The 12,283-nt window shown below is 65.2% G+C and carries 12 protein-coding genes, 1 other RNA gene and 1 riboswitch; of the genes, 6 read left to right on the top strand and 7 right to left on the bottom strand.

Going from position 1 to position 12,283, the window contains the following annotated elements; all coding sequences use genetic code 11:
• Window positions 1-106: 106 nt before the first annotated feature.
• Window positions 107-811, top strand: coding sequence for a DUF2486 family protein (locus PQR02_RS16605; protein ID WP_408232763.1), 705 nt, complete (start codon window positions 107-109; stop codon window positions 809-811).
• A 66-nt stretch (window positions 812-877) separates the two neighbouring features.
• Here the strand turns inward: PQR02_RS16605 and PQR02_RS16600 are convergent, their stop codons facing one another.
• Window positions 878-1,216, bottom strand: a complete 339-nt coding sequence (locus tag PQR02_RS16600) for a c-type cytochrome (RefSeq protein WP_408232760.1) — start codon at window positions 1,214-1,216, stop codon at window positions 878-880.
• A 122-nt stretch (window positions 1,217-1,338) separates the two neighbouring features.
• Window positions 1,339-3,012, bottom strand: a complete 1,674-nt coding sequence (ilvD, locus tag PQR02_RS16595; protein ID WP_408232757.1) for a dihydroxy-acid dehydratase — start codon at window positions 3,010-3,012, stop codon at window positions 1,339-1,341.
• Between the two features lie 179 nt (window positions 3,013-3,191).
• Here ilvD and PQR02_RS16590 point away from each other — a divergent pair, with 179 nt between their 5' ends.
• Both PQR02_RS16590 and lgt read left to right on the top strand, forming a co-directional pair.
• Window positions 3,192-4,178 carry a LysR family transcriptional regulator gene (locus tag PQR02_RS16590; protein ID WP_408232754.1) on the top strand — a complete coding sequence of 329 codons (987 nt, stop codon included), beginning with the start codon at window positions 3,192-3,194 and terminating at the stop codon, window positions 4,176-4,178.
• A gap of 130 nt (window positions 4,179-4,308) precedes the next feature.
• Window positions 4,309-5,214, top strand: a complete 906-nt coding sequence (lgt, locus tag PQR02_RS16585; RefSeq protein ID WP_408232751.1) for a prolipoprotein diacylglyceryl transferase — start codon at window positions 4,309-4,311, stop codon at window positions 5,212-5,214.
• Between the two features lie 121 nt (window positions 5,215-5,335).
• Here lgt and PQR02_RS16580 read toward each other — a convergent pair whose 3' ends face one another.
• The 5 genes from PQR02_RS16580 to PQR02_RS16560 form a co-directional block, all read right to left on the bottom strand.
• On the bottom strand, window positions 5,336-6,067 hold the full coding sequence (locus tag PQR02_RS16580; protein ID WP_408232748.1) for an SIMPL domain-containing protein: 732 nt from the start codon (window positions 6,065-6,067) through the stop codon (window positions 5,336-5,338).
• A 222-nt stretch (window positions 6,068-6,289) separates the two neighbouring features.
• On the bottom strand, window positions 6,290-6,751 hold the full coding sequence (locus tag PQR02_RS16575; protein ID WP_408232745.1) for an EVE domain-containing protein: 462 nt from the start codon (window positions 6,749-6,751) through the stop codon (window positions 6,290-6,292).
• A 133-nt stretch (window positions 6,752-6,884) separates the two neighbouring features.
• Window positions 6,885-7,066, bottom strand: a non-coding RNA gene (ssrS, locus tag PQR02_RS16570) — 6S RNA.
• Between the two features lie 102 nt (window positions 7,067-7,168).
• Window positions 7,169-7,483 carry a cell division protein ZapA gene (locus PQR02_RS16565; protein ID WP_408232742.1) on the bottom strand — a complete coding sequence of 105 codons (315 nt, stop codon included), beginning with the start codon at window positions 7,481-7,483 and terminating at the stop codon, window positions 7,169-7,171.
• Window positions 7,480-7,836: an ATPase gene (locus PQR02_RS16560; RefSeq protein WP_408232739.1), complete on the bottom strand. Its 357-nt coding sequence runs from the start codon at window positions 7,834-7,836 to the stop codon at window positions 7,480-7,482. The genes PQR02_RS16565 and PQR02_RS16560 overlap by 4 nt, the downstream gene beginning before the upstream one ends.
• A gap of 208 nt (window positions 7,837-8,044) precedes the next feature.
• Window positions 8,045-8,305, top strand: a riboswitch (cobalamin riboswitch).
• 91 nt (window positions 8,306-8,396) lie between these two features.
• On the opposite strand from PQR02_RS16560, the gene PQR02_RS16555 reads away from it, so the two are divergent.
• Genes PQR02_RS16555 through PQR02_RS16545 form a run of 3 tightly spaced genes read left to right on the top strand, consistent with a single transcriptional unit; the run spans window position 8,397 to window position 12,283 of the window.
• Window positions 8,397-10,355 (top strand): TonB-dependent receptor domain-containing protein, encoded by a 1,959-nt coding sequence (locus PQR02_RS16555; RefSeq protein WP_408232736.1) that lies wholly within the window; start codon window positions 8,397-8,399, stop codon window positions 10,353-10,355.
• 27 nt (window positions 10,356-10,382) lie between these two features.
• The gene (locus PQR02_RS16550; RefSeq protein WP_408232733.1) at window positions 10,383-11,444 is read left to right on the top strand and encodes a FecCD family ABC transporter permease; all 1,062 of its coding nucleotides are present in this window, start codon (window positions 10,383-10,385) and stop codon (window positions 11,442-11,444) included.
• Window positions 11,444-12,283 carry an ABC transporter ATP-binding protein gene (locus PQR02_RS16545; protein ID WP_408232730.1) on the top strand — a complete coding sequence of 280 codons (840 nt, stop codon included), beginning with the start codon at window positions 11,444-11,446 and terminating at the stop codon, window positions 12,281-12,283. The genes PQR02_RS16550 and PQR02_RS16545 overlap by 1 nt, the downstream gene beginning before the upstream one ends.

Raw genomic sequence — 12,283 nt, 5'->3', positions numbered from 1 at the left:
GCTTCATTCCCTCTGCAGCGGGTCGTGTGCGCCGGGTTCGTCGTCTGACTGACGGATGCGGCGCGGGCAGCCTGCTGCGGCTTCGACTCACACACGGAGAGAGCACGTGTCCGATCCCAACGATAACTCGATTCCGGTTCTGCACGAGATTCTCGTCCCCGGCCGCGCGGCGCCGGCGCATCCGGAGCCGGAGGGCCAAACGGCAGCCGGACCCGAGGCGCTGCGCGGACCCGGCTTCAAGACCGAACCGGTGTTCGCGCCGCAGCCGGCGCATGCGGACGAACCTCGTCTGCCCGCGGATGCGGAGCCCGTGCTGGCTCCGCAGCCTGTGCTTGCGCCGCAGGAGCTGCGCTCGCCTGAGCCCGTTCTGTCGCCCGAGCCCGCTCACGACGACGCTCGCGGAACCCAGCCCGGCACCGCGCACGCGGTCGAGGCGGAACCGCTGACGGCCCCTGAAGCCGCGCCTGTCCTGGCGGACGTCTTCGATCGCGCCGAACCGGCGGCCCCGCTCGAAGCGGGCGCCACCGTGCCGCCGGATATCGCGCGCGACACGGACACCTCAGCGTTGTTGCAGGCGGATCTCGACGCCGACGCGATCGCGGAACGTCTGCGCAGACGCTTTGCCGGCTTCCTCACGGGCGATGGGCGCGGCATCGTCGAAGCGCGTTGCCGCGATGCGTTGCAGGAGCACACCACCTTGCTCGTCAGTCAAATCACGCGCGAAGTGGCGCTGACGCTCGAAAGCGAAATGACCGGCTGGGTGCGCGAAGCGGTGGAAGAGGAGCTTGCGCGGCGCTCGGGCCGCGCTTGATCGAGTGAGAGTGAGGCGGCGTCCTGATGGACGCCCGAAGCGGGCGCCTTCAGCGAGGCGCCCGTTTCATTTGAGGGTCAACACCCAGGCCGCCAGCGCGGCCGCCTGATCGGGTGTGAGCTGCGTATTCGCGGGCATCGGCACCGGACCCCATACCCCCGTGCTGCCGTCCAGGATCTTGTGCTTCAGATAAAGCGCGGCGTCTTCGCGTCCGGCATATCTGGCCGCGACCTCGTGCAGCGCCGGCCCCATGAACGAGCGCGTGACCGAATGGCAACTCATGCAGTTCTCCTGCTGGGCCAGCGCGAGGCCGGCGGAGGCCTCGGCATGCGCTGCCCGACTGCCGGCGCTCGATAGCGCGCCCAGCAGCACGGCCGCGAGCGCCGCATACGACATTGATTTCATTATGGTCTCCGTCGGTGCAGGGGCCCGACTCGTGGTGCGAGCATTATAGAAGGAAAGGGGCGCACGGTTTCCCGTGCGCCCCTTCGTGCTCCTACGCGCTTTTACGCAGCTTGCCGGCGCATTCAGCCCGTCACCGCGCCCTTGTTCGCCGGCAGCGCCAGCGCGAAGTACTTCGCCAGCACGCCGCGCGTGTAGCGCGGCTTCGGTTGCTGCCACGCGGCACGGCGGCGCTGCAGTTCGGCGTCGTCGACGTTCAGTTGCAGCAGCAGCTTGTGCGCGTCGATCGTGATCGAATCGCCTTCCTGCACGAGCGCGATCGTGCCGCCCGCGAACGCTTCCGGCGCGACGTGGCCGACCACCATGCCCCACGTGCCGCCCGAGAAGCGGCCGTCGGTGATCAGGCCGACGCTCTCGCCGAGACCCTTGCCGATGAGCGCCGAAGTCGGCGCGAGCATTTCCGGCATGCCGGGCCCGCCCTTCGGGCCGAGGTAGCGCAGCACCACCACGTCGCCGGCGACGATCCTGTCGGCCAGAATCGCTTCCATGGCGCTTTGCTCGTCGTCGAACACGCGGGCCGGGCCGGTGATCACCGGGTTCTTCAGGCCGCTGATCTTGGCGACCGCGCCGTCCTCGGCCAGGTTGCCCTTGAGGATCGCGAGATGGCCTTCGTCGTAGAGCGCCTGATCGATCGGGAAGATCACTTTCTGATCGGCGCGTGGCTTGCCTGGCACGTCCTTCAACTCTTCAGCGAGCGTCTTTCCGGTGATGGTGATGCAGTCGCCGTGCAGCAGCCCCGCGTCGAGCAGGATCTTCATGACTTGCGGGATGCCGCCTGCCTTGTGCAGATCGGTCGCCACGTACTGGCCGGACGGCTTCAGGTCGCAGATCACCGGCACTTTCTTGCGCATGCGCTCGAAGTCCTCGATGGTCCATTCCACTTCGGCCGCGTGCGCGATCGCCAGATAGTGCAGCACGGCATTGGTCGAGCCGCCGGTCGCCATGATCAGCGCCACGGCGTTCTCGATCGACTTCTTCGTGATGATGTCGCGCGGCTTCAGGTCCTGCTTGACCGCTTCGACCAGGACGCGGGCCGATTCGGCCGCCGAGTCGACCTTCTCCTCGTCCGGATTGGCCATCGTCGACGAATACAGCAGCGACATGCCGAGCGCCTCGAACGACGAACTCATCGTGTTGGCGGTGTACATGCCGCCGCACGAACCCGTGGACGGGCACGCGTTCTTTTCGATCCCTTCGAAATCTTCCTGCGACATCCGGCCCGCCGTGAATTCGCCGACCGCTTCGAACGACGACACGATGGTCAGGTCGGTGCCCTTCCAGTTGCCCGGACGGATCGTGCCGCCGTACACGTAGATGCCCGGCACGTTCATGCGCGCGAGGCCGATCATGCCGCCCGGCATGTTCTTGTCGCAACCGCCGATCACGACCACGCCGTCCATCCATTGGCCTTGCACGCAGGTCTCGATGCAATCGGCGATCACTTCGCGCGACACCAGCGAGTACTTCATGCCTTCGGTGCCCATCGACATGCCGTCCGAGATCGTCGGCGTGCCGAAAATCTGCGGATTGGCGTCGGCGCGCTTGACCGCCACCACGGCGGCGTCGGCGAGCCGCTGCAGGCCGGCGTTGCACGGCGTGATGGTCGAGTGGCCGTTGGCGATGCCGATCATCGGCTTGTCGAAATCTTCCTTCTGGTAGCCGAGCGCGTAGTACATCGAGCGGTTCGGCGAACGCGCCACACCTTGCGTGATGTTCTTCGAACGACGGTTGTATGCCATGGGGATCTCCAATCTGTTTTGTTTTGAGCCGGGCCGGGGCTGGCCGTATTGCGGAGGCTGGCGGATGGGTCAGCGCGTCAGTTCAGTGTAGTTCCGGCTCGTGGCGCAAGGATGGAGTTTTGCGAACCGTGTGTCCAATATATTATTCAGGCGCGATTAGGTCGTAAAATGTATTAATCATGCTGCCCGCCACTCCTGACCTGCGCCAGTTGCGCTATTTCGTCACCGTCGCCGAAGAGAAGCATTTCGGGCGCGCGGCCGCGCGCCTGTCAATGACGCAGCCGCCTTTGTCGCAAGCCATCCGCGCGCTGGAAGAGACGCTCGGCGTTGCGTTGTTCGCGCGCACCAAGCGTTCGGTCGAGCTCACGCCGGTCGGCGCCGCTCTGCTGCCCGAGGTCGAGCGCCTGCTGGCGAGCGCCGAGGGTCTGCGGCCGCTCGCGCAGAGCCTCGCGCGCGGCGAGGCGGGGGTCTTGTCGCTGGCGTTCGTGTCCACGGCGGACTACGGCTTGTTGCCGCCGCTGCTGCGCGATTTCGGCGCGCGTCATCCGCGGGTGCGGCTCGAACTGACCGAGGCCACCAGCGACGTGCAGGTGGGCGAACTGATGGCTGGGCGCATCGACGCCGGCCTCGCGATCGCGCCGCTACCCTCGCGCTACAGCGCGCAGCTCGCATGGCTGCCGATCGCGCGAGAGCCGCTGGTGATCGCGATGTCGACGGATATGGCCGCGCGCGTGAGCAGCGCCGCCGGGGCCGGCGGCTGCGAGCCGCGCGCCGAGTGGCTGGACGCGCCGGTCAGCCTGCGCGATGTCGCCGACGCGCCGCTCGTGATCTTCCCCAGACGTCTGGCGCCGGGCTTTTATGACATCATTATGGATTGCTACGGCGTGGCGGGCCTCGCACCCCGGGTCGGCCAGGAGGCGATCCAGATGCAAACCATCGTGAGCCTCGTATCGGCCGGCATGGGCGTCGCACTGGTGCCGCAATCTTTGCGTAATCTGCGCCGCACGGGCGTCGTGTACCGGCCGCTGTCCGAGTCGGTGCCCGCGATCGAAACGGGGCTGGTCTGGCGAACGGACGAGGTGAGTCCGGTGCTGGCCGGTTTCATCGACATCGTGCGCTCGCACGCCGCCACCGGTCACGCGCAGTCCGTCGCGCCGCGTGTCTAGCGGGCCGCCGTGAACGGATCGCCGGCCGCGCCGTCAAATGCATGCGCCGAACGGGCGCGCGCCGCAGGCCGCCCCCGGAAAATTCATTGGACAACTCCGCTTCTGAACCTGAACTGCCCATAACAACACGATGCTCATTCACCCCAATTTCGACCCCATTGCCATTCATCTGGGGCCGCTCGCCGTGCGCTGGTATGGACTGATGTACCTCGTCGCGTTCGTCGCGGCGATCGTCGTCGGCCGGCTGCGGCTGCGTTTGCCGTACGTCGCCGCGCAAGGCTGGACCGTCAAGGACATCGACGACATGCTGTTCTACGGCGTGCTCGGCACGATACTCGGCGGCCGGCTCGGCTATGTGCTGTTTTACAAGGCGAGCTTTTACTTCGCGCATCCGCTCGACATCTTCAAGGTGTGGGAGGGCGGCATGTCGTTTCATGGCGGCTTCCTCGGCGTGACGCTCGCGATGGTGCTGTTCGCGTATCAGCGCAAACGCTCGTGGCTGCAGGTCACCGACTTCGTCGCGCCGATGGTGCCCACCGGGCTCGCGGCGGGGCGCCTGGGCAATTTCATCAACGGCGAGTTGTGGGGCCGTGTGACCGATCCGTCCGCGCCGTGGGCGATGCTGTTTCCCGGTGCCGCGCCCGACGACGCCGCGTGGCTCGCCGCGCATCCGCAACTGGCCGCGCAATGGCATCTGAATGACGTGTTCGCGCAATATCACATGCTGCCGCGGCATCCGTCGGAGCTGTACGAGATTGCGCTCGAAGGCGTCGCGCTGTTTTTCGTGCTGTTCTTCTTCTCGCGCAAGCCCAAGCCGTTGGGCGCGATTTCCGCGGTGTTCCTGATCGGCTACGGCCTCGCACGCTTCACGGTCGAATTCGCGCGCGAGCCGGACGACTTCCTCGGCCTGTTGGCGATGGGCCTGTCGATGGGCCAATGGCTGTCGCTGCCGATGATTCTCGCGGGCATCGGCATGCTGGTGTGGTCGTATCGCCGTGCGCGCCGCGAACCGGCGCAAGCGGTCAGCGCGAGCTGAGGGCTACCTACGGTTTATCGTAGTCAGAGTGCTCGATGAAAAAACGCCACGGCATGCCGTGGCGTTTGCTTTTGCAGCAGCACAGCGGCGCATGCGAATGCCCGCCGCACCACCCCGCGCGTCACTTCATCTGCACCGAGCCCGATACGTTGACCGTCACCGTCGACGTGCCGCCTTCGAGCGGCATGGGTGCCATGCCCTTGGCGTCGGCGCCCATCGCGCGCGCGCTCATCATCATCATGGGACGCGGCATCACGCCGCTGTGATTGACGTTGACCTCGCGAATCGAATAGCCGCTGAAGCCGAACGCCTGCGCCGACGATGCAGCCTGGTCGCGGAACGATTTGATCGCTTCGCCGCTGAGCTTCTGTTCGGCGGCGCGCTGCGCTTCGGGCGATAGCGAGAACTGCACGTTGCCGACCTGCATGATCGAGGCCATCTGGCCCGCGAGCTTGGACGCCGCGCCGAAGTCGCGCGATTCGAGCACGACTTCCGTGCGGCCGCGCCACGTGGAAATGCGCCCGTCACGATCGGTGGACGGGAAGATCGAGAACGCACCCGTGCGGGCCGTGACGCCACTCACGCCGCGCGCTTTTTGCAGCGCCGAATCGGCGCGCTGGTTCAGCGTGGCGGTGAGCGTGGAAGGGTCGCTGGCTTCCTGCTCGTAGAACAGCGTGATATTGACGACGTCTTGCGGCACTTCCGCGCTGGCCTGCGCGTTGAGCGACAGTACGCCCGCGGGCTGCGCCTGCATCACGCCTTGGGCGCGCGCCATGGCCGGGAACAGTGCGAGCGCGACAGGCGTGGTGCACGCGAATGCGAGTGCGAGTGCCCGTGCGGTTGTTTTCGTCATGGCTGAACTCCTTGCTTGAACGGGGTTGTGCCCGAGGGGCGCAAACGCCGTGCAGTGGCACGACGTTTGCGGTTCGTTTCTTTAGGCGTGCGCAACCTGGGCTTGGTTCCTTGGGTCGGCGTCGCCGCCGACATGAGCGCTGCGTTTGCGCGTACTGTGTTCATTCGCGACACACGACCCAGCGCCAACGGCTCGTCCTCCACTAGTTCAACGTAATAGACGTCAAACGAGCCGCTTGGTAATGAAGCGCCATTCGGCCTCGGTCACGGGTGTGATCGACAGGCGATTGCCTTTGGCGAGCACGCGCATGTCCCGCAATTCTTCATGCTCGCGCAGTGCGGCAAGCGGAATCAGCGGAATCTTCTTCTTGAACACCACGTCGACGAGCAACCAGCGCGGCGTTGTTTCCTGCGACGACTTCGCGTCGTAGTACGGGCTCTTCTTATCGAACTGGGTCGGGTCCGGATAAGCGGTGGACGAGACTTCCGCCAGCCCGGCAATGCCGGGTTCAGGACAGCTCGAATGATAGAACAGCACGCCGTCGCCGACCTGCATCATGTCGCGCATGAAGTTGCGCGCCTGGTAATTGCGTACGCCGGTCCACGGCAACGTGTGATGCGGTGCATTGGCGAGATGGTCGATGCTTGCTTCGTCCGGTTCGGACTTCATTAGCCAGTAGCGCATGAATCGAATTGAACGTTAGAGGTTAGACGATGCACAAGAAAATCGCAGCCTAATGAAACGCCAACGAGACGCCCAGCAAAAGCGGCGCCCAAAGAAAAACGGCACCGGACCGAAGTCCGATGCCGTTCCAGATAAGGTCCCCGCCTTAGCCGCTAGGCCGGCATCCTGAACCGGGGGTTCAGAATTGGTCGCAGTTAGCAACACTTCGGGTACATCAGACAGAGTGACGCGCACACCCGTGCTACAAATTTCCGCAACCGTGCACATGGCATTGGTTCAAGGAATATATGACCTTGGCGAACCAGGCAGGGAAGCTAAACCGATGAAGCTTTAACGATTGAACTCAAACGTTTGCCGAGACTTGCTCGCGTACTTCGTTTGAATCCGCAGCCGATCTCGGGACCGGCCGGCAGATAGTTACTGCATGCTGTACTGCTCGATCACAGTACCCAGTTGTTCGTTCATTTGCTGCATTGTACGCCGGATTTCCTCAGCGGGAAATGCTTCTCCGTGTCGAACGCTGGATTGCAGCCTAAGCAGTTCCGATGCCAGCGACAGCGCAGCCATCACAGCAATGCGATCCGTGCCGCGCACGTTGCTGTTATTGCGGATCTTCGACATTTCGGCGTCGACGCGAGCGACTGCTTCGAGCAGCGCGCCTTCCGTTTCCGGTGAGCACGCGAGACGATAGGGCACGTCGAGGATCGAGACTTCGATCTGCTTGGTGGTCATGCGTTTTCTCCGTGGCGGGTAACGTCGCTCTCCGCTTCGACTGCGTGCTGAGCGGGCTCGAGCAGATCGAGCTGGTTATCCGGCTCGCTGCTCGCGCGCGCTCGCGGCAGTTTCTCGAGAATCGCATTCAGGCGCACCTGAGCGTCGTCGATCTTGGCGGACAGCGTGTCGCGTTCCGCTTGCAGCGCGTCGCGCTCCTCGCGCAACAGCGCAAGTTCCGTGCGCGTTGCTTCCGCTTCGGCACGCGACTGCGCGAGCTGCTCTTCGAGCGCGAGCCGCGCTTCATGGTGGCGCTGGCTGATCGCAATCAGCTTGCCGATATTCTGTGAGAGTGATTCGAGTTCGGTGAGCATGTGCTGCGTCCTCTAAAGACATCGCATTTTAGCGCGGAATATTGCAGGTTCCGACAATTGTCTCGTTTCGAGACGTAACAACATCGCTTTGTGCAGGCTTTTACCGACCATATGATGAAAAAGTACTCGCCCGTCGGACAATAACCTGCACTTTACAGAAACAGGGTGCGCGCGCATCGGCCTTTCTTGACGCACTTCGAGCCCGCTCATACACTGCGCGCACTCTGGTGCCCGCGCGCGCTTGTCTACAGTGCGCGCAGTTAAACGGGAAGCAGAACGCGCCGTTCATATGAACTGAACCCGCGAAACTGCGCTGCCCCCGCAACGGTAAGCGACCGCATTCGTCATGCAGGTCGATCCCAGCGCGTGTTCGAAGTTCAACATGCGAGTGTGCCACTGCGCGTTACGCGTGGGAAGGCGGGATCGATGTGTCGCCAGCCCGGATACCGGCCAGAGGGAGAGGTACGTCCCCGCGAAAATGTTGATGGCGTGGGTGGCCTCGTTATGCATCGGCCTGCGGGGAAGCGGGCCGCGCCCGCTATTCACAGGAATGCCATCCCATGCTGTGCCCCATCGCCCGCGCGACATTGCTCGCTTTCGCGGGCTTGCCGCTCGTCGCGCATGCTCAGGCTGCTGCGTCGTCCGCTGCTTCAGCGTCCGCTGCTGCGTTTGCGCCCGCAGTTTCTGCTGCATCTGCAACGCCGTCTTCATCTTTGTCCGCAACCGATGCGGATGCCGCCTCGGCGAATGCATCGTTCACCGTGTTGTCGCCGGTCGTCGTCACCGCGGAACGCGGGCCGCAAGCGCTCGCCGATGCGATTCCGCAGACCTCACTATTCGATCAGCAGGATATCGCCGACACCACCTCCACCGACTTGCCCGGGCTGCTGCAACTCGCACCCTGTGCGCAAATCTCGCGCACAGGGGGCTCAGGATCGACGGCGAGCCTCTATTTGCGCGGTGCTTCGTCGACCCAAACGCTGTTGCTGATCGACGGCGTGCGGGTCGATTCGGTGAGTCTCGGCGCGCCGCAACTCGGGCAGATTCCACTCGACCAGATCGGTCACGTCGAAGTGGTGAACGGCAACGTGTCCGCGTTATACGGGTCGGGCGCGATCGGCGGCGTGGTCCAGGTGTTCACGAAAGTCGGCGGCGACCATCCGCCGCGTTTCAACTTTTCGCTCGGCTACGGCAGCTATCACACGCAGACGCAGCAGGCGGGCGTGAATGGCGCGCTGGATCAAGACGGCCGCACGACCTTCAGCATCTCGCTCGCACGCACGAAGGACGACGGCTTTTCGTCGCTTGATCCGCAGCAGGCGCCCAACGCTAATCCGAACGCAAACGGCTATCTGAACGAGAGCGTCTCGGCTTCGTTGCGTCACAAGTTCAGCCACCGATGGGACGCCGGCATCAGCTACTTGCAGTCGAACGGCAACAACAGCTACGACAACGCCTACGGCATGCCCACCGATCTGAACAACCTGTACAGCAAGGTGCGCCAGGCGTCGGTGTTCGCGAACGGCAAGCTCACCGACTGGTGGACCACGCACTTCATCGTCGCCGAAGGCGATGACCGCAGCGTGTCGAACACTAACGGCGTATACAACGGCCGCTTCGATACCGACAATCGCCAGTACACATGGCAGAACGATTTCGCGTTCGCCGCGCAGCAGAAGTTGCAGGTCGGCTACGAGCATCTCGACCAGAGCCTCGACTCCGACACGTTCGCCGCGCCGGACCGTCGTGTGGATTCGGGCTTCGTCGGCTATACGGGACGCTTCGGGCGCAACCAGATCCAGGCCAACGTGCGCCACGATCAGTATTCCGATTTCGGCGGGGCGAACAGTTACTATCTCGGCTACGGTTTCGACATCACCGGGCACTGGAAGGCAACCGCAAGCTACGCGGATTCGTTTCGCGCGCCGAGCTTCGACGATCTGTACTATCCAATCAGCGGCAATCCGTCGATCCAGCCGGAGCGCAGCCACTCGATCGAAGCGGCGTTGCAGTTCGCGTCGAGCGCACTCGGCGTGATGCGTGTGAGCGCATTCCAGACCCGCTATTCGAATCTGATCGACTACGCGCAGGTGACGCCCAGCATCTATCTGGCCGAAAACGTCGGCCATGCGAAGGTGCAGGGGCTCGAAGGATCGTGGAGCGGGCAGGTCGGCAAGACGGACGTGCGCGCGTCGCTGACGCTGCAAAATCCCGTCGACCTCGACAACGATGCCGACCTCTTGCGGCGCGCGCGGCGTTTCGGTTCGCTGGCGGTGAATCGCAGCATCGCGGGATGGCGCGTCGGCGGCGAGTGGATCGTGAGCGGCCCGCGCGAGGACAGCAGCGGCAAGCTGGGCGGCTACGGCATCGTGAATGTGTCGGCGCGCTACAACATCACGAAAGCGTGGTACGTGGCCGCGCAAATCCAGAACCTGTTCAACAAGGACTATGAAACGGCCTACTCGTATAACTCGCCGGGACGCGGTGCGTATGTCACGGTCGGTTGGCAGCAGCAGTGATGGCTGCGCCGCGTTGAGGTCGCGCGGATGAGCCGTCATGCGAACTCGTTGCCCGCGACCCTGCGCGTGATGAGCGCGAGGCGCGCGGCCGCGATCTGGCTCGCGCTCGCGGTGATCGCGCTGGCCGTGCTGATGGCGTCACTCGCGCTGGGCAGTGTGCCGCTCGCGCCTGGGCGCGTGCTGGCGGCGCTGCTGCCGTCGCACGCGTTGCCGCCCGGGTCGGCCGCATCGTCCGATCTTGCCGGCGAGATCGTGCGCACGCTGCGTTTGCCACGCGCGGTGGCGGGCTTCGCGTGCGGCGCGTTGCTCGCGTTGGCGGGCGCGCTGTTACAGGTGCTGTTGCGCAACCCGCTCGCCGAACCGTATGTGCTGGGCGTGTCGGGCGGCGCGGCGACGTTCGCGCTCTTCGCGATGGTCGCCGGCTGCGCGTGGTGGCTCGTCGACGCCAGCGCGTTCGCTGGCGCTTTCGTATCGATCCTGCTGGTGCTCGGCCTCGCGCGCCGCGAGCTGTGGCGCGGCGAGCCGCAGGACACGTCGCCGCGTTTGCTGCTGACCGGCGCGGTGATCGCGGCGGGGTGGGGCGCGCTCATCACCCTGCTGCTCAACGTCGCGCCCGACAGCCGTTTGCGCGGCATGCTGTTCTGGCTGACCGGCGATCTGAACGGCGGCGCGATGCCGTGGACGGCGCTCGCCGCGCTCGTCGTGGCATTGCTGGCGATCGTACCGGCGGCGCCGCGTCTGAACGTGCTGCTGCGTGGCGACGCAGCCGCGCAGGCGTTGGGCGTCGCGGTGCTGCCGCTGCGCTTGCGCGTGTATCTGGTGGCGTCGCTCGCGGCGGCGGCTGCCGTGACGACGGCGGGCACCATCGGCTTTGTCGGCCTGGTGGTGCCGCATATGTTGCGGCTCGCGTTCGGCAACGATCAACGCATGCTGCTGCCGGCCACGGCGCTCGGCGGCGGCGTCGCGGTGATGGGCGCGGACCTGATCGCGCGGACCGTGATCGCGCCGGCGCAATTGCCGGTCGGCGTGATCACGTCGATCGTCGGCGTGCCGGTGTTCCTCTGGATGCTGTTGCGCAGGCGCCGATGATGCAATCACCCGCCACCGTGTCCCATCCTGCTCTGAGCGTGCAACATCTGACCTTGCGCGCCGGCGCGCGCACCTTGCTCGACGCGTTCACGCACACCTTCTATGCGGGCGAGATCTGGTGCGTCGCCGGGCCGAACGGCGCGGGCAAGACTACGTTGCTGTCGACGCTCGCGGGTCTGTCGCCGCCGGCGGCGGGCCATGTCGAACTGGACGGCGTGCGCGTGTCCGACTGGCGTGCGCTGCCGCTCGCGCAGCGCCGCGCGCTGATGCCGCAAAGCGCAGCCGACGCGTTCAGCGCGAGCGTGCTCGACATCGTGCTGCTGCATCGCTTTGCGCATCTGAGCGGCTGGGGCTGGGAGCGCGCGGCTGATCGCGCCGCCGCGCACGCCGCGCTGGATCTGTTGGGCCTCGGCGCATTCGCCGCACGCGACGTGCTGTCGTTGTCGGGCGGCGAGCGCCAACGCGTGGCGCTGGCGGCGGTGCTATGCCAGGACGCGCCGCTTTTGCTGCTCGACGAACCGTTGTCGCATCTCGATCTGCATCATCAGATCGACTGTCTCGAAGCGCTCGCCGCCTGGACACGCGAACCGGGGCGCACCGTGATGTTTTCCTGCCACGATCTGAATCTGGCGCGCCGCTTCGCAACGCACGCGCTGCTGCTCGACGGCGAGGGCGGCGCATATGCCGGAGCGGTGCACGACGTGCTCACGCCCACGTTGACGAGCCGGGCGTTCGGTTATCCATTGATCCTGATTCGCGACGGCGAACACGAGGCGCTGATTCCCGCGCCGCGTGCGCGTCACGAATCGCCTGCCGGCAATGACTTGCCAGCAGGCTAG

The organism is Paraburkholderia sediminicola (assembly GCF_046026895.1).
Classification (GTDB): Bacteria; Pseudomonadota; Gammaproteobacteria; order Burkholderiales; family Burkholderiaceae; genus Paraburkholderia; species Paraburkholderia sediminicola_C.
The sequence above is the reverse complement of the archived record's forward strand: the minus strand, read 5'-3'. Positions and strand labels throughout refer to the sequence as shown.